This window comes from Faecalibacterium sp. BIOML-A4 (assembly GCF_009679665.1).
GTDB classification, from domain to species: Bacteria; Bacillota; Clostridia; order Oscillospirales; family Ruminococcaceae; genus Faecalibacterium; species Faecalibacterium taiwanense.
Genome location: NZ_WKZG01000010.1, coordinates 90,984 through 113,614, shown reverse-complemented (window position 1 = coordinate 113,614; position 22,631 = coordinate 90,984). Strand labels below are relative to the sequence as shown.

The 22,631-nt window shown below is 59.6% G+C and carries 17 protein-coding genes; 7 read left to right on the top strand and 10 right to left on the bottom strand.

From position 1 onward, the window contains the following. Positions 1 to 2: 2 nt before the first annotated feature. Entirely contained in the window at positions 3 to 2,060 is a 2,058-nt protein-coding gene (locus GKG34_RS08590; RefSeq protein WP_154255997.1) for an MMPL family transporter, read from the bottom strand. A gap of 339 nt (positions 2,061 to 2,399) precedes the next feature. Here GKG34_RS08590 and GKG34_RS08585 point away from each other — a divergent pair, with 339 nt between their 5' ends. Together GKG34_RS08585 and GKG34_RS08580 are read left to right on the top strand one after the other, a co-directional pair. After that, a complete protein-coding gene (locus GKG34_RS08585; protein WP_154255996.1) occupies positions 2,400 to 3,749 on the top strand; it encodes an MATE family efflux transporter in 1,350 nt (449 codons plus the stop codon). Positions 3,750 to 3,878: 129 nt separating this feature from the next. Beyond that, positions 3,879 to 4,616, top strand: coding sequence for a Type 1 glutamine amidotransferase-like domain-containing protein (locus tag GKG34_RS08580; RefSeq protein ID WP_097774068.1), 738 nt, complete (start codon positions 3,879 to 3,881; stop codon positions 4,614 to 4,616). Between the two features lie 146 nt (positions 4,617 to 4,762). Here GKG34_RS08580 and GKG34_RS08575 read toward each other — a convergent pair whose 3' ends face one another. The 5 genes from GKG34_RS08575 to GKG34_RS08555 form a co-directional block, all read right to left on the bottom strand. After that, complete coding sequence (locus tag GKG34_RS08575) at positions 4,763 to 8,056, bottom strand: SbcC/MukB-like Walker B domain-containing protein (protein WP_154255995.1); 3,294 nt, start codon at positions 8,054 to 8,056, stop codon at positions 4,763 to 4,765. Further along, positions 8,053 to 8,649: a DUF4194 domain-containing protein gene (locus GKG34_RS08570; RefSeq protein WP_005937508.1), complete on the bottom strand. Its 597-nt coding sequence runs from the start codon at positions 8,647 to 8,649 to the stop codon at positions 8,053 to 8,055. The genes GKG34_RS08575 and GKG34_RS08570 overlap by 4 nt, the downstream gene beginning before the upstream one ends. Then, positions 8,636 to 10,063: a Wadjet anti-phage system protein JetA family protein gene (locus GKG34_RS08565; protein WP_154255994.1), complete on the bottom strand. Its 1,428-nt coding sequence runs from the start codon at positions 10,061 to 10,063 to the stop codon at positions 8,636 to 8,638. Before GKG34_RS08565 ends, GKG34_RS08570 begins: the two co-directional genes overlap by 14 nt. Before the next feature lie 362 nt (positions 10,064 to 10,425). Then, positions 10,426 to 10,950: a hypothetical protein gene (locus GKG34_RS08560; protein WP_154255993.1), complete on the bottom strand. Its 525-nt coding sequence runs from the start codon at positions 10,948 to 10,950 to the stop codon at positions 10,426 to 10,428. 427 nt (positions 10,951 to 11,377) lie between these two features. Beyond that, positions 11,378 to 11,848, bottom strand: a complete 471-nt coding sequence (locus GKG34_RS08555) for a hypothetical protein (RefSeq protein WP_154255992.1) — start codon at positions 11,846 to 11,848, stop codon at positions 11,378 to 11,380. Positions 11,849 to 12,286: 438 nt separating this feature from the next. Here GKG34_RS08555 and GKG34_RS08550 point away from each other — a divergent pair, with 438 nt between their 5' ends. Next, the gene (locus GKG34_RS08550; RefSeq protein WP_154255991.1) at positions 12,287 to 12,958 is read left to right on the top strand and encodes a hypothetical protein; all 672 of its coding nucleotides are present in this window, start codon (positions 12,287 to 12,289) and stop codon (positions 12,956 to 12,958) included. A 227-nt stretch (positions 12,959 to 13,185) separates the two neighbouring features. Here GKG34_RS08550 and GKG34_RS08545 read toward each other — a convergent pair whose 3' ends face one another. Both GKG34_RS08545 and GKG34_RS08540 read right to left on the bottom strand, forming a co-directional pair. After that, positions 13,186 to 13,518, bottom strand: coding sequence for an acylphosphatase (locus GKG34_RS08545; protein ID WP_097774075.1), 333 nt, complete (start codon positions 13,516 to 13,518; stop codon positions 13,186 to 13,188). Between the two features lies 1 nt (position 13,519). Beyond that, the gene (locus tag GKG34_RS08540) at positions 13,520 to 15,175 is read right to left on the bottom strand and encodes a putative manganese-dependent inorganic diphosphatase (RefSeq protein ID WP_154255990.1); all 1,656 of its coding nucleotides are present in this window, start codon (positions 15,173 to 15,175) and stop codon (positions 13,520 to 13,522) included. A gap of 234 nt (positions 15,176 to 15,409) precedes the next feature. Between GKG34_RS08540 and GKG34_RS08535 the strand changes: the two genes are divergently transcribed. The 3 genes from GKG34_RS08535 to GKG34_RS08525 all read left to right on the top strand — a co-directional run bounded on the left by GKG34_RS08535 (position 15,410) and on the right by GKG34_RS08525 (position 18,508). After that, a complete protein-coding gene (locus GKG34_RS08535) occupies positions 15,410 to 16,207 on the top strand; it encodes a hypothetical protein (RefSeq protein ID WP_243139232.1) in 798 nt (265 codons plus the stop codon). Between the two features lie 90 nt (positions 16,208 to 16,297). Next, positions 16,298 to 17,665, top strand: coding sequence for an MATE family efflux transporter (locus tag GKG34_RS08530; protein ID WP_005937406.1), 1,368 nt, complete (start codon positions 16,298 to 16,300; stop codon positions 17,663 to 17,665). Positions 17,666 to 17,848: 183 nt separating this feature from the next. Then, positions 17,849 to 18,508 (top strand): phosphatase PAP2 family protein, encoded by a 660-nt coding sequence (locus tag GKG34_RS08525; protein ID WP_097774079.1) that lies wholly within the window; start codon positions 17,849 to 17,851, stop codon positions 18,506 to 18,508. Positions 18,509 to 18,564: 56 nt separating this feature from the next. On the opposite strand, the gene gluQRS is transcribed toward GKG34_RS08525, so the two are convergent. Then, a complete protein-coding gene (gluQRS, locus tag GKG34_RS08520) occupies positions 18,565 to 19,542 on the bottom strand; it encodes a tRNA glutamyl-Q(34) synthetase GluQRS (RefSeq protein WP_154255988.1) in 978 nt (325 codons plus the stop codon). A gap of 675 nt (positions 19,543 to 20,217) precedes the next feature. Then, on the bottom strand, positions 20,218 to 21,765 hold the full coding sequence (locus GKG34_RS08515) for a PTS transporter subunit EIIC (RefSeq protein WP_154255987.1): 1,548 nt from the start codon (positions 21,763 to 21,765) through the stop codon (positions 20,218 to 20,220). Between the two features lie 248 nt (positions 21,766 to 22,013). Here GKG34_RS08515 and GKG34_RS15880 point away from each other — a divergent pair, with 248 nt between their 5' ends. Continuing rightward, complete coding sequence (locus GKG34_RS15880; RefSeq protein ID WP_155115857.1) at positions 22,014 to 22,625, top strand: hypothetical protein; 612 nt, start codon at positions 22,014 to 22,016, stop codon at positions 22,623 to 22,625. Positions 22,626 to 22,631: the final 6 nt, after the last annotated feature.

Genomic DNA, 22,631 nt, shown 5'->3' with positions numbered 1-22,631 from the left:
GGTCAAGCCTCCTTCGGCTGTCTTTTCTTTTTTATAATGAGCGGGTCGGCCAGATACAAAAAGCCCGGCAGTGCCGAAAGCACGATGGCCAGCGACACCAGACTGCCCACGCCCAGAAAATTGCCCAGCTGGCCCAGCAGCTGGTTTGTGGAAATGGCTCCCATCAGGAAGCCCACCACCGCCATAGCGCTGCCTGTGGTGCTGACCGAGGTGGTCACGGCGGACACCGTGGCCGCAACGGCTTCTTTGCGGCCCAGCGTCTCGCGGAACTCCTGATAGCGGTCGGAGAAGAGGATGGCGTAATCCACCGTAGCACCCAGCTGCACCGAGCTGATGATGAGGTAGGCAATGTAGAACACGTACTGGCCCCGGAAGTACGGGATGGCCAGATTGATCCAGATGGCGGTCTCGATGCTGAGCACCAGGATCACTGGCAGCAGCAGCTGGCGCTTCATAAGGAGCAGAATCAGGAATACTGCGCCGATGGCCAGCAGGTTCACCTTGACCATGTCGGCCGTGATGGTGTCCATCAGGTCATAGGTGCTCACGCCCTGACCGGCCAGATAATAATTGTCCGAGTAATATTGCTGCACCGTGGTGCGCACCCGCTCCACCAGCGCAAAGGCCCCATCGCCCTCGGTGTCGGCATCCACCGTAAGCACCATGCGGGTGTAGCCGCCGGAGACCAACAGCCCCAACGTATCCCCGGGCACGAACTCCGGCGGAATGGACGCGCCTGCGTTGTCCACATAGGAAAGGATGCCGGTCACCTCCGGGATGGCGTGCAATGCATCCGAAAGCTTTTGCTGCGTGGCGGTGTCGCCCTCTGGCACCAGTACAACGTAGGTGTCGCTGCGGCCAAAGGTCTCCTCGATGGCGGCGGTGTCCGCACCCAGACGGGTGTTCTCGCCAAACATGTGGGCGGCACCGTAGTAATACTGGTTCGAGTTGGAGGCCAGATAGCTGGGCACCATCAGAATGACCAGCACCAGCGCCATGGGCAGCATGATGCGGGCCACAAAGCGGCCAAACTTGTCAAAGCTGGGCAGCAGTGGCCTGTGGTAGGTCTTATCCATCCACTGATACGCTGCCAGCGTGAGCGCGGGCATAAAGGTGAACACGGTGACAAGGCTCAGCACCACGCCCTTTGCCAGCGCAAGGCCCAGATCCGGGCCGATCTGGAACTGCATGAGCACCAGTGCCAGAAAACCGATGACGGTGGTCAGGCCGCTGGACAGGATGGAGCCGGTGGATCTGCACAGGGCATCCACCATGCACTCCTCCGGGCTGGCATCCGGGTTTTCAGCCCGGCACTCCGCAAAGCGGTGGATCAGGAACACCGAGTAGTCCAGCGACACCGCCAGCTGCAGGATGCTGCCCGCCGCGTTGGTGACAAAGGAGATGGTGCCGAAGATGAGGTTCGTGCCGTTGTTGAGCAGGATAGCCGCGCCAAGGCCCGTCAGCACCAGCAGCGGCTCCGCCCAGGAATCGGTGGTCAGGATCAGGATGAACAGCACATACACCACCGCGATGGCGGCGATCTTTGCCACCTCGGTCACGGTGGAGTTGGTGGCAACGGCAGTGGAGACCGCCGCGCCCTCCAGCGCGTTGCCCTCCCCGATCAGATCCCGCACGGCAGCCACGGCTTCCAGACGCTTCTCGTCCTCCACCGTCACGGTGAACAGGGCGCAGCCATCCTTATAATAGCTCTCCACCGTGGCGGTGTCCTGCATCTGCAAAGGCACTGTCACATCCAAACTGTCGTCCAGCCATGCAACGGAGGACACTCCGTCGATGGCGGCAAGCTTTTCCTTGTACTCCAGCGCCTGCGGCACCGTGACATCCCGCACCATGACCCGCATGTTGGGGATGCCGCCGGTGAAAGCACCGTTCATCACCTCGATGGCGGTGGTGGAGGGGGATTCCGGCGGCAGGTAGTCGTTGATATCGTAATCCACCTTTACCTGACGCACAGCGAACACGCTCAGCACAGCCGCCAGTGCAAACACCGCCAGCACCAGCCTGCGGCGGCGCACGATGGCGGTATAAAAACGTTTCATCAAAACAGGAGTTCTCCTTTCCGGATCCATAAAAAAACTTTTATCATTCTAACAGGTTTGATAAACGTTGGAAAGAGACAGTTTATGAATTTTGACCCTCGAATGCCGATTTTTTGATTTTTCTGCCTTGACAACAAAAATAAATTCTGATATGCTCTTTTTCGGTTCATCGGAGGACCGTTTTCAACGTAATTTGAAACGGGCCGGATAAGATGCCGTGCAGACAGCGCCCCGCCGGAGGTTTCGTTGCCGTAGTGACGAAGCAGATCGAGGCCGGGCGTGCACTCGCGGACATTTATCCGGCCCGTTTTTTGCACCTTGTGCAGAAAGGAGGACGCCATGTCCAAGCAGCGGATCCAGCTTTCCGATCACTTTACCTATCCCCGCCTTTTGCGGTTCGTACTGCCCTGCATCGGTACCATGTTGTTCACCTCCATCTACGGCATCGTGGACGGCCTGTGTGTCTCCAACTTTGTGGGCAAGACGGCCTTTGCGGCGGTCAACCTCATCATGCCGCTGCCTATGCTGCTGGGCACCATCGGCTTTATGCTGGGCACCGGCGGCAGCGCCATCGTGGGCATCACGCTGGGCGAGGGCGACCAGAAAAAGGCCGACCGCTATTTCACCCTGTTCCTGCTGGCGGCTCTGATCTCGGTCAGTGTGCTGGCCGTGCTGGGCATTGTGTTCCTGCGGCCCATTGCCGTGCTGCTGGGTGCCAAGGGGGAGCTTTTGGACTATGCGGTGCGCTATGGACGCATCTTGATGGTGTCCCTGCCCACCTTTGCGCTGCAGAATATGTTCCAGAGCTTTTTCGTCACCGCCGAAAAGCCGCACCTCGGCTTCTGGTTCACCGTGGGCGCGGGCTGCACCAACATGGTGCTGGATGTGCTGATGGTGGGTATCTGGGGCTGGGGCGTGGAGGGCGCGGCCATTGCCACCTTTATCAGCCAGCTGGTGGGCGGCGTACTACCGGTGTTCTACTTCATCGACCGCAGCAACTCCAGCCGCCTGCACCTGTGCAAGACCAGTTTTTACAGCAAGGTCCTGCGGGATGCCTGCATCAACGGCTCTTCCGAGCTGATGACCAACCTTTCCATGTCGCTGGTCAATATCCTGTACAACTACCAGCTGCTGCGTCTGGCCGGTGAGAACGGCGTGGCCGCCTACGGTGTCATCATGTACGCGGCCTTCCTGTTCGTGGCGGTGTTCGTGGGCTATGCCGTGGGCAGTGCACCCATCGTCAGTTTCCACTACGGTGCCCGCAACCACGCCGAGGTGCACAACCTCTACCGGAAAAGCCTGCGGCTCATCGCCGTGGTGGCTGTGACCCTGACGCTGGCTTCCATGTTCATCATCCCCTGTGTGGCGCGCATTTTCGTGGGCTACGACGCGGAGCTGCTGGCCCTGACCAGCCGGGCCTTCCGGCTGTATGCGCTGAGCTTCCTCATCATGGGCTTCAACGTGTATGCATCCTCCTTCTTCACGGCGCTGGGCGACGGCGTGACCAGCGCACTGATCTCTTTTTTGCGCACGCTGGCGTTTCAGGTGATCGCCATTCTCCTGCTGCCGATGCTGCTGGGCATCGACGGCATCTGGCTGGCCGTCACCGCCGCCGAGCTGGCGGCTCTGGCCGTGAGCGCTGCCATGCTCCTCACCAAGGACAAGGTATTCCATTACCGAAAGGCATGATAAGATCCCCTGCTTTCTGCGAAACGGCGAAAAGCGGGGGATTTTTTTGGTGATTCTGGCTCTGCCGCTGGCAGCAAAATCGTGTTAGAATGGACACAGCTTCTTATTCACTTTTTATGAGGAATCATTATGACATTGTTTTTGACCAGCAGCCCCAGCGGCTGCCCCTTTGAGCCGGGCCCTGCAGTGCCGGTGCTGGACACGCGCAACCACTTTGTGGCGAACCTGCGGGCCGTCTGGCCGGATCACGCCGTGCTGGGCCTTGCCATTGCGGCAGACCCCTATGCCTACGAGCAGAACGACGAGATGTGCCGGGTGTTTGCTCAGAGTTTTGCGAACGCCCACCTGCCCCTGACGGCGCTCATCCCCTGCGATGCCCGCAATGCTGAGGAGATCGGTTCTCTTCTGCCCCAAAGCGGCTTTGTGATGCTGTGCGGCGGGCACGTACCCACCCAGAACCACTTTTTTGCTCAGCTGGGCCTGCCGGGGCTGTTCCACAACTACCACGGCATCGTGCTGGGCGTGAGTGCCGGCAGCATGAACGCCGCCCACATCGTGTACGCCGCGCCCGAGGAACCGGGCGAAGCCGCCGACCCGCACTACTCCCGCTGGATGAACGGCCTTGGCCTGACCGAGACCCGCATCCTGCCCCACTACCAGTTCATCCGGGATCATGTGCTGGACGGGCAGAAGGTGGAGGACATCGCCCTTGCCGACAGCAAAAAGCGGCATTTTCTCGCTTTGCCGGACGGCTCGTATATCCTGTGCGCCGACGGCAGCGAGGCGCTGTACGGCAGAGGCTGGTACTTTGCGGATGGGATGATGGAAGAGATCAACGAGGATGAAGATGTGCTGCCACTGCGGTAGCAATAAAAAAGAAGCACGCAGATGCGTGCTTCTTTTTTTATGATGTTCTGCTGCGCAGAAATGAGGTTGCTGCGCAAAATGATGTGTGCTATCGCACATTCTATCATGCCCCGCAGGCAGACATCATTGCACATACAATGCGCACATCATTCCGCCGCAAGGCGGACAAAGGGCGCTATTGCGTTGGTGTCGCCGTGGCGGACGATGGAGTAGGTGATGTCGCAGTAGGGCTGGATGGCGGTACTCTTTTCCACGGTGGAGATGAGCAGCACCTGCAGCTGCAGGCGGCGGAACAGCTCCATCATGGGGCGGATGCGGTCGCTGGTCATCTTGCTGAAGGCTTCGTCCAGCAGCACAAGACGGATGCTGTTCTCGCTCTTCTCATAGATCTGCAGCAGGCTGGCGCAGATGGCCACATAGAAGGGGGCCTGATTCTCGCCGCCGGAGGAGTCGCGGCTGACCCGGGACAGATACGCCTGCTGGCCGGTGACCCGGTTCGTCACCTTGATGTCGTAGTCCAGATAGGTGCGGTAGTCCACATAGTCCGACAGGGTCACGCCGCCGGTGCGGCCCTCCTGCCGGGCGCGGGTGTTCTCGTCCACGTCCGCCATGATCTTTTCCATCAGCTCGTCCACCTGACGCTCATAAGCAGGGTCGGCGGTGGCGGCAAGGTTGTCCAGCGAGTCGCCTTCGGTCATCTGCTGGTTGCCCTTGTCCACGATGACCTGATAGAAGGCTGCCAGCTGCGGGTCACGGCTGGGCTCCAGCTCAAAGCGGTAGACCTCCTCGCCGTAGGTCAACTGCTCCATCACCTTGTTCAGCTCCCGGAACTGCCGCCGGGCGTTGAAGATATCGTCCTTCATGCGGAACAGGATATCCTTGCGGAAGCGGTCCTTGCAGTCCCGCTGGGCCTGCTCCAGACGGGCGGCGTAGCGTTCCAGATCGATGCGCACAAGGCTCTCGTGCTGGGCGCGGTACTGGTCCAATCCCGCAAGGCCCAGCGGATAATCGCACACATAGTGCTCGTTGTAGGCTTTCTGGGCCGGTTCCAGCGTGCCGGTCAGATAGACGGCCAGCGCATCGTCCAGCTTGGCCTGCGCCTTTTCCGCAGCCTGTGCGGCGGCGCGGGGCTTATCTGCCGGGGCCAGCGCCAGCATCCGGGTGCGGGCCAGCGGCTCCACCAGCGGATGCGCCGCAAAGAAACTCCGGGCGGCATCGGCGCTCTGCTGTGCCGTTTCCCCTGCCTTTTTCTGCTCTGCTTCGCAGGAGGCGATCTGCTTTTGGCACACGCGGATGTCGCCGCCCGCCTGCTCCACGGCGGCGCGGGCAGCCTCCCATGCGGCTTCGCGGGCTTCTTCCTCTTTGTAAAGCTGCTGCAGGAGCGGGTTCTCGCGGCACTCGGTGAGCTTTGCTTCCTGTTCGGTCACAGCATTCTGTGCGGCAGTCAGTGCGGCGCGGGCATCCCACAGCGCAGCCAGCTCGTCCAGTGCCGTGCCCCGCAGCAGGGTCTGGTACTGGTTATAGGCGGCTTTCAGGTTCTGTTCTGTCTGGGCGGCAGCACGGGCGCTTTCCCCCAGAGCTTCCAGCTCGGCCGCCAGCGCCCCGGCGCGGGCGCGGCGTGCGTCCAGACCGATATACCGCTGGGGAGTGCGCAGCCGTTCCAGCCGGAAGGGGTGGTGGCGCAGAAGGTCGCGGGTGGCGCTGTCGGGATGCTGTTCCAGCGTATCGGGGGTGTCGCAGCAGACGATGCGGCCCAGAATGGTCTGGGCATACTGTGCAGCCAGCGGGTTTTCGCTGCTCACCTGCGCGGCAAGGCTGTCCGGGCCGTACTTGTCGGCGCGGCGGTTGGCCTTGCGGATGCCCGGGGTGTCCAGCAGGCTGATGGGGCCTACCTTGTCCTTCAGAGCCACAAAGGCGCTCTTGGCGGCTTCGTAGTGGGCGGGCGGCACAAGGATATCAAAGCGGCGGTCGCCAAGGCAGGCTTCCACGCAGTCCTGCCAGCTTTCGTCCTCCACGTTCAACAGTTCACAGAAAATTTTTGCATCCGGCTGCATGCCCCGGCTCTTGAGTTCCGCATTCACGGCATCCCGCACCCGGGTGGCGGCATCGCCGTGGGGGTAGACCCACTTGCCGCCGGACACGGCGTCCAGCTCGGCGCGCTTGCCGGCCTGCTCCTTCTGCAAAGCAGCAGTGTTCTGGCGGGCAGCAAAATAGGCTTCCTCCAGCGGTTTTTCCTGCGCGGAGAGCCATGTGGTGAGCTGCGGCAGAGTGTCCGCCGTCAGCTCTTCGGCCTTGATGCCGGCAGCAAAGCCGCTGCGGCGCAGCACAGCCAGCAGGCTCTGGGTGCGGGCAAGGGCACTTTCTGCCTTTTCGGCTTTGCGTGCGGCGGTATCCAGCGCCGTTTTGCGGCGGGAAAGCTCCTCGGTCAGGGCGTCCAGTGCCCGGCCCTCGCCGCTGGCGCTGGCGGCACCGTGGGCGGAAAGATAGGCCCGGCGGGCTTCCGCTTCGGCATTTTTGGCCTCGGCATAGCGGGCGTTCAGCTGTTCCAGCTGGCGGCGGCCCGCATCCAGATGCTCCTGCCAGACGGTCTGTTCGCTGCCGTCGGCAGCGGCGCGGGCCAGCAGCGCCGCGCCCCGGTTCACAAGGGTCTGGGTCTGCTTTTCGGCAGCTTCGCGGCCAAAATCCACGATCTCTTCCAGCGCGTCGGCGCGGGTCTGTGCTTCGGCCAGCACGGCGTGCAGATTTTCCAGTTCCAGCCGGTCGCCCTGCAAAGCGTCCAGATCCAGCTCCGGCTGGGGCAGGATGTACTGGTACAAAAACTCCCGGAAGTTGGGGATCTCGTCCATGCTGGTGCCCATCTGGAACACCTCGTTGAACTTTTTGCCCAAGGGGCTGGAGGCGCGCCCGATGCCCAGTGCACGGCAGATGCGGTCCCGCGCTTCGCTGGGGCTGCGGGTGTAGGAAAGGCGGCCCGTTGCGGGCTTGAAGTCCTCCTTTGCGCTGGGTGCACCGGTCTTAGGGTCGATGAAGGGCAGCTGTTCCAGCGTGCAGCCGTCCTCCGAAAGATACCATGTCTGATCGCCGGGGTGCAGCTCCTGCATGGGGCCTTCGGACTCCACCCGCACCGCGATGACGAAGGGGGTGCGCTTGACGCTGTCCCAGAACTCCGCCCCGATGTAGGCCACAGTATGGCCCGGGCGGCGGTAGGCGTTCTCGCCGCGCTGCTTTGCGTGCACCGAACCCTGCAGGGTGCGGCCGCTCTTTTTATTGCCCAGCGCATTGAAATTGCGGTTGGTGGTCAGGCAGTAGCGGATGGCATCCAGAATGGTGGTCTTGCCCACGGCGTTCACGCCGATCATATAGGTGAGCCGTGCGCAGTCGAAGGTGACATTTTCAAAGTTGTGCCAGTTGATAAGCTTCAGCCGTTTGAGTTCGATCATTCTTCACCCTCCCCTGCTTCTTCCGGTCGTTCATAAAGGCCAAGCTCTGTGCGGGTGCGGGCAGATTCTGCCGCTGCATCCGCAAGGTCGGCATCCGGCAGGGCCAGCAGCACGGTGGGAAATACTTCAATGCGGCTGTCCAGCCCGGAAAGCCGCCCCACAGGCCGCGCCAGATTGTACCGGCGCAGGGTGCGCATGAGGTTTTCCAGCGTTTTCTGGTCCAGACGGCGGGGCAGATTCATCTTCTGCAGTTCGGTCTGCACCTCTTCCACCGTCACCAGCACCTCGTCGGCATTGGCCGCAAGGCTCTCGCGCTTTTGCAGGTACAAAAGCCGCAGCACCAGCAGCAGGATGCTCTCGTATTTCAGCAGCCGGGCCTGACTGCCCTCGTGGCCGTTGACCAAAGCCGCCGCCTGCAGGGGTGCCGGGTACAGCAATACAGAATAGCCCAGCGGGGCGAACACGGCACGGACCTCGTCCAGATGGTCCTGCACATAGAGATATTTTGCCCGCTGATCCTCCACGCCGCCCAGCACGAAGCAGTGGTTCAGCAGATAATTCGCGGTTTCTTCCAGCATGTTAATGGTTGCCATTTTCTTCCTCCCTGCGGCGGGTGAGGACAAAGTCCTCAAAGCGGAAACCGCCGCGCTCCACCCAATTGCCGGTGAGCTGAATGTCATAATCCCGGTGCGGCGACTGCGAGTAGGTATGCAGGCCGATGATACGGGCAAAATCGTTCGGGTATTCGTCTGCCAGAAGTGCCGCGTTCACCTGCGGGCGGGCGGCAAGGGCCTGCCGGGCCAGCAGGGCCACATTCTCCTCGGTAACGGCAAGGCGGGCGTAATCCAGCAGCAATTGCTGCTTTTTTTTGAGCTGTTCTGGATCGAATACTTCGGCGCGCACCGGGGCCAGCGGCTCGGCGGTGCGCTGGGCAGCGGGCGGGTACAGAAATTTTTCCCCGAACACTGCCGCCGGGTACAGATGCAGCCGCTTTGCCACCGGGCCGTCGTCCGGCTCAAACAGCTGCTCCGGGGTGCGGATGTCCTCGGCGTAGCGGCGCAGCAGGGCGGTGACGCTGCCCTGCGAAGAACGGTCGCTCAGCAGCAGGAACTGTGCCCGCTGCACAGCCCGCTTGCGGTAGCGGATGTGGCTTGCATCGATCTCGCGCATGAGCAGGCTCATCTCTTCCAGCGCGTCCCGCTGCTTCTGGATGAGTGCACGCACGGCAGGTGTCGCTTCGTTCGGGGCGCAGCGCTCCACCCGGGCATAATCAAAGGCCAGCTGCGGCAGGTAGTTCTCCTCGCAGTCGTCCAGCTCTTCTTCCAGATAGGCGCGGTAGTTGAACAGGTTGTCGCTGGTCTTGAAGCGGTGGTAGGCCGCCGCCACCACCTTTTCCTCGTACTGGTCGAACAGTTCCAGCACCTCCTGCGGGGTGCGGTTGCGGGTGAGCCGGTCGATATAGTGGCCGATGGAGGCATTGAGCGCCCGGAGAGAGCGGTTCAGCGCGTCAAGGTCTGCGTCCACCTCCCGCAGAACGTTCTCATAGGGGCTTTTTTCCTGCCCGATGCTGCCCAGCAGCTGCCATGCCTTGTACAGCTTGCCGGTATAGGTGACTACGCGGGGGTTCAATATTTCTTCCAGCGCTTCCAGCAGCGGCGTTACCTCCGGCACAAAGGCAAGGGACGCTTCCCCCTCGTAGCTGCCGGGCTGCTCTTCCAGCCAGCCGGTGCGGCGCAGCCGCAGCAGAAAGCCCACGGCCAGCGTGTGAGGGTCGCGGGTGGGCTGCTCGTCCTCATCGCCCGCACCGTCGGCATCCAGCGCAAGGGGCTTTGCCAGTGCGGCAAAGTAATCCTCGGCACGCCAGACGGCCTCCGCACGGGAAATGCTGTAATCCGCCGTGTGGCGGCACTCCTCCCAGAGCAGAAGCAGCAATTCCGCATAAAAAGCCCGGTTCGGCCCCGCCAGCGGGCGGAACAGCCGCGGGGACACCAGTTCAAACAGCTGCATGGAAACGTCCTTTCCTGTTCACATCAGAATACGTTTTTATTGTACCACAAAACGACACAGTTTGACAGAGAAACCATTCAGAATTGCCGCCGGGAGGGGCGGGGCAGACTCCTTCCGTCAAACCCTGCGGGTTTGCCACCTCCCTCAGTGAGGGAGGCGACCCTCTCAGTCATCGCTGCGCGATGCCAGCTCCCCCGAGAGGGGGAGCTTATTTGCTGCAAACCGTCAGATGCTTAAAAGCTCCCCCCTTTGGGGGAGCTGGCACGCCGTAAGGCGTGACTGAGAGGGTTCAAACGCAAAAAACCCCGGGGAGCGGGGTGCTCCTCGGGGCAAGTCAATTCTTCAATTTTGCGAATTAAGCTTTACGACACAGACTGGACAATTTCAATTGCTATTGCTGCATAGGTTTTGCCATTGATTACTTTAGTGGCAATACCGATTTTCTTAAGTGCCCGCATAGTTTCTACAGCATCTTCACCTGCACCCTCTGTGGTAATTTCACCCAAGGATTCGGCGGTGATTTCTTTTGCCTGACACACACCCTTATCGGGTTCGCCCTTCGTTCCTACGCTAATCACTACAGCTGTTACAGATTTTCCATCAGCATTGGGCGTTACAATAGAAGTGTTTGCATCAGTAACCGCAATCGTGCCATCATCCTTGATTTTCTGCAACTGAGCCAGAGCCTTGTTACGCAGGTCGGTATCATTTTCCAGTTTTTCTGCATTCTCGCCACGGAGAGTGTTAATCGCTGCGATGTATTTGTTTTCAAATTCCTCGCCAATCGTGGATGCACCAGAACCAGCGCCACCGCCGCAGGCGGTGAGCATTGCCAGAACCATCACGCCGGCCAGAAGGGCGGCTGCGAAACGCTTGAACATTTTCATTGTAATGTTCCTCCTGTTTTCAAATTCTGACGGTTTGGGCGACCCCAAATCGCTTTACCCGTCTGAATTTATTTTAGCCATACCCCCCCCCCCGCATGTCAACAGGCATATCGCCCAAATTCCGCCCTTCTTTTTGGCAATTGTCCCTAAACGCAAAAAAGCCCCGGAGCAGGACGAACTCCTTCCGTCAAACCCTGCGGGTTTGCCACCTCCCTCAGTGAGGGAGGCAACCCTCTCAGTCATCGCTGCGCGATGCCAGCTCCCCCGAGAGGGGGAGCTTATTTGCTGCAAACCGTCAGATGTCTAAAAGCTCCCCCCTTTGGGGGAGCTGGCACGCCGTAAGGCGTGACTGAGAGGGTTCAAACGCAAAAAAGCCCCGGAGGGCGGCCTTGCAGCCACGCTCCGGGGAGAAAGGGTGAGGAATTTTTTACTTTTTGCCCTTGATGCGGATGGAAATACCAATGTAGCTCTGCTCGTTGTTGCTCTTGACCACAACGCCTATATTCGACCAGTTGCCGTCCTGCTCTACGCTGGCATTATGATCAGTGTCAACGTGATGAGAGATCTTATCCAGCACATAGCTCAGGAGAGTGTCCTTATAGTCATACCGGGCGGTGATGGTGATGACCAGATCACCTTCCAACGTATCCGTATGGAAATTGAACGCTCCTGCATGGCCGAGGATCTTGAACTGAGCATTGAGATCTTCATTCAGATTTCTTTCAGCCACTTCGCGGAGCTTTGCGTCATTGGTCGCCTGGACGCCCTTCTCCTGACTGATCTGGGCCAGTACTTTCTGCTCTTCGGTTGGGCCGCCACCACCGCCGCAGGCCGTCAGCAGGGCCAGAGCCATCACACCCACCAGAAGCAGGGCAGCAAATTTCTTCAGCTTTTTCATTGTAAAGCGCCTCCTGTCATTTCAAGATTTTGTTGATTTGTCTCATTTCAGTGCTGTTTTTCCGCACTACAGAACGGGTGTCGTTCTGGCCTGATTATATCCGACAGCAGTTGGTTTTGTCAATCGAGAAGATGCATAAAGTTTCCGAAACATTTTCGTTCAAAATCAATGAAGCAGCGGCTTTTTTGTTGCAGTATTGAGATACACTGTCCTTATTTCGCAAAGGTTCTTTACCGTGCTGGAAAATCTTCTTCCAGCCGGAAGCTCCATGCTGTTCTTTTCCGGGGCACAGTCCTTCCCGGTTTGAACAAATGTTGTGTTCCGATCCATCTTCGATCCATCTTTCAGAATCCTTTCAAAAAATTACGATTTTACACAATTCTACCATTTTTGCATGGTAAAATAAGGTCGTAGAAAAAACAAAGGATGTGGCTCAATATGCAACACTGTCCCGCCCGCGCGGCACAGCGGCTGGCGGCGGCAGTTCTGGCGCTGTGCCTTGTGCTGGCTCTGGCCGTTCCCCACGCACACGCAGCTGCCCTGCAGGAAACGCACGGCATCCGGATGCTGGACTTCAGCACCAGCCAGATCCTTTCCATCGGCAACCAGACCTCCGGCAAATGCAGCTGGTACGCCTTGCGCTATGCACGCACCATTCTGGATGGAAAAGTTTCCTCCGGCAGCGGCATGTGGTCAAACGGTGCGGTCTGGTCTGCGGGCGGCTACTACGGTTATTCCGGCAGCCTGTCCGAGTGCCTGCAGAAGCTTTACACCGAGCTTTCCGCCGGGAAGCCGGTGATCGTGCATCTGAAAAACACCGCGGTGAGCGGCGTAAAACGGCACACGAACCGCACCTCCAGCTATGAATACCACCTGACCGGCTCCGGCTGGAACAAGGTCAATTACCCGCACATCGCCACCAGCGCCGCCTATGGCCACTGGGTCTGTGTGGTGGGCATCCGTGCGGATGCAGACCCCGCGAACCTGAAGGAGAGCGATTTCTACGCGCTGGACCCGGCCCGTGTTTCCGCAAACGGCACTCTGGCTGTGACCCGGCTGCTGGACGGCACCATCTGGACAGAAAATTCCCCGCTGAAAACAGCAGGTTGATAAATTTAGAAAGAGCAAAAAAGCTGACGCTTTCGCGTCAGCTTTTTTGTTTGCACGAACCCTCTCAGTCTCGCTTTGCTCGACAGCTCTCCCGAAGGGCGAGCTTTATAAGCGGGGATCATTCAAGATCCTCTTCCCGAGAGGCAGTGCTTGCCAAAAAATGTCAAAAAGCTCCCCCATCGGGGGAGCTGGCAAAGCCGACAGGCTTTGACTGAGAGGGTCTCGCATCAATACCCTTTTACCGAGAAGCCCCGCTCCCATGGGTCGGGCGGCAGATCCTTCTGGCGGATGCCGGTGATCTGGATGTAATCGCTTTTCTGGATCATGGCGAACAGCCGCAGGAACTTTTCCGGGTCGCCCTGCACTTCCAGCGTCACACTGCCGTCGTCCTCGTTCTCCACCCAGCCGGTCAGTTCCAGCGTCTGGGCCGCATAGCGGGCGCGGTAGCGGAAGCCCACCCCCTGCACCTGCCCTTCGATGGAATAGCGGCGGCGCACAGTGCCTTCCGGCAGGGCGGGCGGCGTGGCATCCTGTGCTTTTTTATGCAGAAAATCAAACATCTTACAGCTCCTGATAGGCGGTCATCAGCGCCGGGATGAACTGCTTTTTGCGGCTCACCACACCGGGCAGGGTAAAGCTGCCGTCCTCGGCAGGCTGGGTCTCAAAGCCGTCCGAGAGCACCTCGGAAGCATAGCGGCCATCGCTGATGACCACGCTCTCCTCCTTGGGCACGTCGGTGAGCAGCATGTAGATATCTTCCACGTTCTGCTTGTTGCGGGCTTCTTCCAGATAGGGGCGCAGCAGATTTTCGGCGGCCAGCAGGTTCTTGCGGGTCATGTAGCTGCCCTGTGCCACGCCAAAGCGGATATCGCCGCACATGAACACCTTGAAGTCCTGCAGGAACACCTCCTCGGCGGTCTTGCCGTCCAGCTTTTCGCCTGCTTCAAACATCTCGCTGGCAAACTCGTCAATGTCCACACCGGCAATTTTTGCCAGACGCTTTGCAAGGGCCTCATCCAGCGGGGTGCAGGTGGGGCTGCGGAACACCAGCGTATCCGAAAGGATGGCCGCCAGCAGAAGGCCTGCGATCTGCGGCGGGATCTCCATACCGTTCTCGTCGTACATCTGGGTGATGATGGTGGCAGTGCAGCCCACCGGCTGGTTGCGGAAGTACACCGGGCCGCTGGTCTCCAGGCTGCCGATGCGGTGGTGGTCGATGATCTCCAGAATTTCGGCCTGATCGAAGCCCTCCACGGCCTGCGTGGCCTCGTTGTGGTCCACCAGGATGATGCGGCGTTTTTGCAGATTGATGATGTTCCGGCGGCTGACCATGCCGCAGTATTTGCCGTCCTCGTCGAGGATGGGGAAATAGCGGTGGCGTACCTTGGCCATCACGCGGGTAACATCGGCCACCGGCGTGACGAGGGTGAACTTCATGATGTCGCTGCGGGTCATATAGTAGGAGATGGGCGCACACTGGCTGATGAGCTTACCGGCAGCATAGGTATCCACCGGGGTAGTCATGATGGCAACGCCGGTCTCCTCGGCAATGCGCTGGATGGTGCGGCCCACCTTGGCGTTGTTGCACAGGATGAGCAGCGACGCTTCTTTTTCAATGGCGCACAGCTGGCTTTCGTAGCGGTTGGTCAGGATGACGATGTCGCCTTTTTCCACGGTATTTTCCAGCATTTCGGGCGTGGCGGTGCCGATGCGGATGTGGCCGGTGGTGCACACGTCGTCCTCGCGGCCCACCACCATGGTGCCGCCCAGCGTTTCCAGAATATTGCGGTAGGTGGTCTGGCTCTTGGCCAGGATGCCGGTGTCGAACACGTCCATGTTGGCGGTGGCAATGTCCTTGACCGTGATCACGCCCTCCAGCTCGTTGTCCGGGCTGGTGACCGGCAGGGTGTCGATCTGCTTGTCGCGCATGATCTCCCACGCCTTGCGCAGGCTGGTGGAGCCGGGGATGCCGGGCATCTCGCGGTAGTCCACATCGCGGATCTTCGGGTTCACGTCCGTGCACATGCGCGGGGGCTTTACCCCGAACTTTTTGAGCACGAACTCGGTCTCCTGATTCATTTTGCCTGCACGGCGGGGCTCACAGACCAGATCACTGGTCTTGTTTTTCAGCTCTGCATAGGCAATGGCCGAGCAGATGGAGTCGGTATCCGGGTTGCGGTGGCCGATCACGACCACCTTATGGGCTGCTTTTGGCATATTGTTCCCCCTTTGGGTTCTGATTTACCTTTTATTTCTTATCTCATTTACCACAGTGCACTCCCCGCTCCTGCAAAGCGCGGTGCACCTCAGGTTTATTTTAGCACAATTGCCTGCACGGGTAAAGTGGAACAAACACGCTGCGGCGCGGCTTTTCCGCCTGCCGCAGTCCTTGACAGACCCTGCAAAAAACAGTAAGCTTTACCTAAAAAAAAAACACAAATGGAGGCATCTATGAAAAAACGGTTTTTCCGCATCCTCTCCTGCTGCGTGCTGCTGGCCTGCCTGTGCGCCCTGCCCGCCTACGCACAGGAACCCAAGGCCGCACAGCCCGCCGCAAAAGAGGATAAGGTGGTAACAGATATCACCGGTTCTGCCGACCTGATGCACAATGTCGTTGGCTTTACCACCAACTTTGGCGGGCCGTACCACTTTGCGCAGGCAGACCACAAGTCCCCTGCGCAGGCCTACGGTGATGCCCCTGCCGAGGGAGCCGTTGCGGTGCTGCGGCTTTTTGCCCGCGCCGATGACCACGGCGATGTTCCCCTCAACACCAGCGGACACAGCTTCCTCACCATCACCAATGTCTCGGAGCAGGATATCAATGTGGGCGGACTGCTCATTGCGCCGGATACGTCCATCACCGTAAGCACCCGCGGCAACCGCTGCGAGCATTCCGGCATCTGGTACAATCTGGAGGGCTACTACAAATATTACCTGAACGCTTCTTACTATCAGAATCTTTACGGCATTCAGGTCTCACTGGACCAGAGCCAGCTAGACACTGTAAATCAGGCATTGGCCAACGCAGACCACTGGTCGGCCATTTACAACTGCACCTCGTTCTCTGCGGGCCTCTGGAATGCCGTGTGCTCCGATACGCTCTGCGCCGGTGTGCCCGAGACCCCGGCCGACCTGAAAGCGGACATGCTGAGGAAGTACCCAGACAAGACGGTGTTCGGGCCGACCGTCCCGTATGATTATATCGTATATTACGGCACCAGCCTGACCCCCAGTCAGGAATTTTCCTGACAGAAGATTTTCTCTTGTAATTCTGCGCGCTCTGCTGTATGATATAGGTCATGTATCCAAGTGTATCTTGTCACCGTTACGGAGGAACCTATGACAGCAACCAAAACGCCCGCGTTCCATAAGCCGCCGCTGTTCACCCGGCAGCAGCTCATTGCCCTGCTGCTGCCGCTGATCGCAGAGCAGGCGCTCAGCGTGACCATCGGTCTGGCCGACACGCTGATGGTCTCCTCGGTGGGGGAAGCCGCTGTTTCCGGCGTGAGCCTTGTGGACAGCTTCAACACCCTGATGATCCAGATCATGAGCGCCCTTGCCACCGGCGGCGCGGTGGTCACCAGCCAGTACATCGGCCGGCAGGAGCCAAAGGATGCCAAGAATGCAGCGGCGCAGATCCTGTTCATCCTGTCCAGCTTCAGCCTGCTGGTGGCCGCCGTTGTGGTGGCGGGCCGCCATGCCATCCTGCGCGGCATCTTCGGCTCCATCGACGTGGACGTGATGCGCTATGCCGAGACCTACTTCCTGCTCTCGGCCCTGAGCTACCCGTTCATCGGCCTGTACAACGCCGGTGCGGCCCTGTTCCGGGCGCAGGGCAACAGCAAGATCAGCATGATGTCCAGCCTTGTAATGAATGTGGTGAACATTGGCGGCAACGCCGTGCTGATCTACGGCTTCAAAATGGGCGTGATGGGTGCCGCACTGGCCAGCCTTGTGTCCCGTGCCATTGCCTGTGTGGCTGTGCTGTACCTGCTGCAGCGGCCCGCCTGCCCGCTGCGTGTGGACGGCCTGCAGGCCCTTGCCCCGAAGGCACGGCTCATCCAGCAGATCCTGCGGGTGGGCATCCCTGCCGGTATTGAAAACGGCATGTTCCAGATCGGCAAGCTGTCCGTTTCCAGCCTGACCTCCACTCTGGGCACCGCCGCCATTGCGGCCAACGCCGTGGCAAACACCACCACCACCTTTTTGAACATCCCGGCCAACGCCGTGGGCATGGCTGCGCTGACCGTGGTGGGCCAGTGCCTTGGCGCAGGCGAAAAAGATCAGGCCGTGTATTACTCCCGCCGCCTGATGCTGTTTGCCTACTGCGGCGCATGGTTCATGAACCTTTCGGCCTTCCTGTTTGCCAACAAATTTGCACTGGGCCTGTTCAACCTCTCGCCGGAAGCCTACGCCATGGCGCTGGAAGTGATGGTGTGGTTCAACATCGTTTCGCTGTTCATCTGGCCTTCCAGCTTTACCATGCCCAACATCCTGCGTGCGGCAGGCGATGCCCGCTTTACCATGACCGTGAGCATCGTGTCCATGTGGGCCTTCCGGGTGGGTTTCTGCTACCTGTGTGTGCTGGCCTTCCACGGCGGCCTGCTGGCCATCTGGATGGGCATGTATCTGGACTGGGCGTTCCGCTCCCTGTGCTTCTTTGTACGCTTCGTGCGCGGCAAGTGGCTGGAACAGCAGGTCATCTGAATCTTTCCTCTGCATTTTATAAGAGCCTGCCGCGAAGGCAGGCTCTTTTTTACGCAATACGCACAAATAATTTATTTGTTTTTCAGCAATGTTGTCTGCTTTCATTCTTGTTTTTGTCACATTCCCGGCGTATAATTTCACAGTGCTAAGAGCTTTCACTTCTGCAAAAAGGAGGCTTTTTCAATGAAACGCAGTTGGTTTTCGCGCCATCCGCTTTGCTTCATGGCGCTGTATCTCATACTTTATCTTTCCGCATTCAATTTCCTGAACACCCAGATCCATATGCCGCACATCCTCGTGCACTGCCGGCTGGACGATCTGATTCCCTTCTGCAAATATGCGGTCATCCCCTATTTTGCATGGTTTCCGTGGATCCCGTTCACCCTGTTCTTCCTTCTGTGGAAGGCACCCCGGGAGGATTTCTGGCGGCTGTGTATGCCGCTGTTCAGCGGTATGACCATTGCGCTGGCCTGCTACGTGATCCTGCCCACCGGGCTGAATCTGCGCCCCTGCTATGTGCCGGGCACAGACATCTTCGCCCGTGCGGTGCGGTTCCTGTACAGCACCGACACACCCATCAATGTCTGCCCGTCCATCCATGTGTTCAACTCGGTCACGCTGATGCTTGCCTATCACCGCTGCCGCATCTTTGAGCAGCCCCGGTTCCGCTGGATGCGCCCGGCCGCTGATGTGCTGTGCATCTCCATTGTATGCTCCACCATGCTGCTCAAGCAGCACAGCTGCATCGATGCAGCGCTGGGCGCTTTGCTGGCGCTGGCACTGGATACCGCGTTCAGCCGTATGATGGACACCAACGATCTGCCGCAGATGCGCCGCATCTGAATCTCTATAAAAAAGAAATGCGCTGTCATCGGGGGACAGCGCATTTCTTTTTTTGTTCAGAACAGATCCTCCGGCAGGCAGACATCCTGCTTTGGCACCTTTGCCCAGGAAAAGTCCTTGATCAGGCTTTCCGGTGTGCGGGGCGCAGGCTCCGGCTGCAGGCCGTAGGCATAGGCAAGCTTGCCCACGATCTCCTGCGCGGTATACTTTTCCCGCAGGTTTTCCAGACTCTGGTCGCCGTCGCGCTTGGAGAGCCGCCGCCCATCCGGGGCCAGCAGCAGCGGGCAGTGGGCAAACCCCGGTGCCTGCAGGCCCAGCAGGCGGTACAAATACAGCTGCCGTGCCGTGGACGAAAGCAGGTCTGCACCGCGCACCACTTCGGTAACGCCCATGCGGGCATCGTCCACCACCACGGCCAACTGATAGGCGAACACGCCATCCGCCCGGCGCAGGTAGAAGTCACCGCAGTCATGCAAAAGATTTTCGGTGTGCGGGCCCATGCAGCCATCCACAAATGTGATGTCCTCGTCCGGCACCATCAGACGATAGGCAGGGGCCTTCTTTTTGCGTTTTTCCTCAATTTCGGCAGCGGTCAGGCCGCGGCAGGTGCCCGGATAGACCACGTTGCCGTCCGAGGTATGGGGCGCGCTGGCCGCGTGCAGCTGGGCGCGGGAGCAAAAACACGGGTACACAAGGCCGCGCTCTTCCAGCTTTTTGTAGCTTGCGGTGTAGATCTCCGCGCACTCACTCTGGTAATAGGGGCCGTTCGGCCCGCCGGTGCTGCCGCCCTCGTCCCACGCAAGGCCCAGCCAGTCCAGATCCTGTTCCAGCAGGTCAGCATAGATGCGCGGGCAGCGCTCGGCATCCAGATCCTCAATGCGCAGCACGATACGCCCGCCCTGACTTTTTGCGCTGAGCCACGCCAGCAGGCTGCAGGCCAGATTGCCAAGATGCAGCCGCCCGCTGGGGCTGGGTGCAAAGCGGCCGGTTGGCGGTATTATCTCCGATTTATCACAATGTGCTTGGTTTTGCATTGGGGATCCTTTCAACCGCTAGACGATTTAAAATTGCCGACGCGTTCGCTTTGGCAATATCAGCGGAAATATTATTTTTAAATTTGTAACTCCGAAACGACTGCGGTCGTTTCGGAGTTACTTTTTCACGGGAAAAGTCGTAACGGGAAACGGCATGTTGCTGCTGTCGGCTTATCGCCGTCGCGCAGCGACTATAAATCGGCGGAACACAAAAAATCCTCTAGCGGAGCGACTTGGATTTTTTGTATGGAGCCCAACTGCTTTGGGGTTACTAGGGGCGAGCAGCCCCTAGTTTGCAACGGCAACGACCGCGGCCAGCGGCCGAAACAGGGAGGAGCTGTTGGGGCAGCGGCCTGCAGGATGCGAGTGCCGCGCAAGGCACAAAGCAGACGCAGGGAGCCGCAACCCGCCGCCTCCCGCGCCTCGAAAGTAGCGGAGACCTTGCCGCGCTGAACACGCGGCATTTGCTGCGCAAACCGGTCTGCAGCTTAAAAGCCCCACTGGGGCTTTCATGCCCTGCGGGCACCGCCGTCCTTTCTGGTTCTCTTTTGGCACGCAAAAGAGAACGTACCCGGCGGTAATGCTTTTTACAAAAGGCATGAAACTTGATCCACGCGAATACGCTCTGCACAGGAAGCCGCTTTTTCCCTATTATAGTTGCCCGTCCGCCAAAGGTCAACAGACCACCCTGTTCAGCCGCCGCTCCACCGCCTGCCGCACCTCCGGCGCGCGGATGCCGTACACGATCTGCACATCGCAGCCGCTTTGCACCACACCGCTGCAGGGCAGGGCTTTCAGGGCCTGCTCCTTGACGAAGGCCGGGTCGTTCACCGTGACACGCAGGCGGGTAAAGCAGTTGTCCACCGTGCGGATGTTCTCCCGCCCGCCAAAGGCTGCAATGAGCTTTTCTATTCCCTGCTCGTCCAGCGGCAGGGCCTTTTCCGGCCGGGACGGCTCTTCCGGGCGGCGGCCCGGTGTGGGCAGGTCCAGCGCCTTGATGAGCACAGTGAACACCACAAAATACACCGCGATCTGGGCAAGGCCCAGCAGATACAGCACCGGGTAGTTCGTGCGGGCCGCACCAGCGGAAAGGTTCATCACAAGCGACCCCAGAAGGTTCGAGGTAAACGCCGTGACTCCGCACAGGTGCAGCAGCACGATGAAGCTGCCGGAGATGGCTGCGTGCGCCAGCCACAAAACCGGTGCCGAGAAGCAGAACAGAAAATCCAGCGGCTCCGTAATGGAAGCCAGCGATGCCGTAAAGGCCAGCGGCAGCAGCTGAAGGGCAGTCTTTTTGCGGCTGCCCCGCCGGGCACAGAAGATGAATGCCGCCGCAATGCCAAAGTAGCCGAAGGTCTTGGTAAAGCCGGTGTACATCCACACGATGCCATCCGAAAACGGCAGGCCGAGGTTATATTCGGTCATCATGACCACATAGGCACCGGTATAGGTGACGCTGCCCACCATAAGCTGACCGCCCAGCTGTGAGAACTGGAACGGCATATACACCAGATGATGCAGCCCTGTAGGGATGAGCAGCCGTTCCAGAAAGCCGTACAAAAACAACCCGATATTGCCGGAAGCGGCAATGAAGCCGGTGACGGCCGCAATGGCCTTCTGGATAGGCGGCCAGACAAAGCAGGCCCCAGAGCCCAGCACCGCCGCCAGTGCCGCCACGCAGGCAAAGGACCACCGCACACCGGAGAACACACCGCCCAGAATGCCGCGGTGGGCTTTTTCGCAGGTGCGGTCATATACAAAGGCGGTGAGCAGGCCCAGCAGAATACCGCCGAACACGCCGGTGTCCACAGTCTGGATGCCCAGCACCATGGTCTGGCCTGCGCTGTACAGGCCGGTAAGCGCATCCGGCTGCGCCAGCAGGCCCAACTCGGTCAGCGTTACATTGCCCGCTGTCAGGTAGACAAGATAGCTCATCAGGGCGATGAACGCCGCCTGATGCTTTTCCCGCTTTGCCAGCGCCGCCGCAAGCCCGGTGCAGAACAGCACGCTCAGATTTGAAATGACCGCCGTGAGGCATTTGTAAATGATCCTGCCCGCCAGCTGCACCGGCTCCCACCGCAAAAAGGGCAGCACCCCGGCCAGCGGCGCACTGGTGAGCAGTGCGCCCACCACCAGCAGCAGGCCCGCCGCCGAAAGATAGCTCAGCGGTGCCAGCATTGCGCGGGAGAACCGCTCCAATGCGGCTGTGATGCGGTGCTTCATGGGCGTTTCCCTCCTTTCCGGCTGACGTGGGCAGACACTATACTTGTAGTCAACCGATTTTTGCAAAAAATGTCAAGAATGCAAAGTTCCCAAAAATGCATCCCTTCTTTGTGCAGGGTGCATATTTCCCGCTTGAAATTCGTTCTGCGCTGTCCGATTGACAACCGCCGCGGCAGAACGTATACTTAAGGTGTATCGTTTTGAAGTGCTGCGGCCCGGCTGCGGCACCGCTCAAGGAGGACACTACTATGAAATTGAGATATACCCGCATCCTCTCGCTGCTGCTCTGCGCAGCGCTGGCCTGCAGCATTCTGGCAGGCTGCGGCGGCTCAACCGCCAGCAGTTCCGAAGCGCCAAGCTCTGCCAGCAGTTCTGCAAGCTCCGCTGCTTCCGGCGAAGACCTGCCTGATTCCACCACCCGGGCCGACACCTCCGGCCTGAACCCCGGCGATTTTGACGAGAACTCCATCTTCTCCATCACCGGCACCGCTGCCGCCTTTGAGCCTTGTCTGGGCTGGGGGCCGGGTGTTTCCGGCTGCTCGCTCAAATCGGTGATCGCAGCGGCATCCCTGCTGCAGTGGGCAGAAAACGCCCGCCTTGCCTCCCGCACCCCGGAAGCCGTGCAGGAAGCTTTCTACAGCTGGTACGACACGCTGGACGCTGATGAGCAGGAAAGCTTTGCCGAGGCCTGGACGATGATCGAGCCGGACGCGCTGAGCCTTTTGAGCGACAAGGACAGCATGGCTGGCCGCATTGAGGATGCCGGCCTTGACCCGGACACCCTGCCCGGCTGCACCCTGAAGAACTGGCAGGCCCTGCAGACCGTGCTGGACGACTGCGTGCCCGCAGCGGGCCAGTGAACCCAA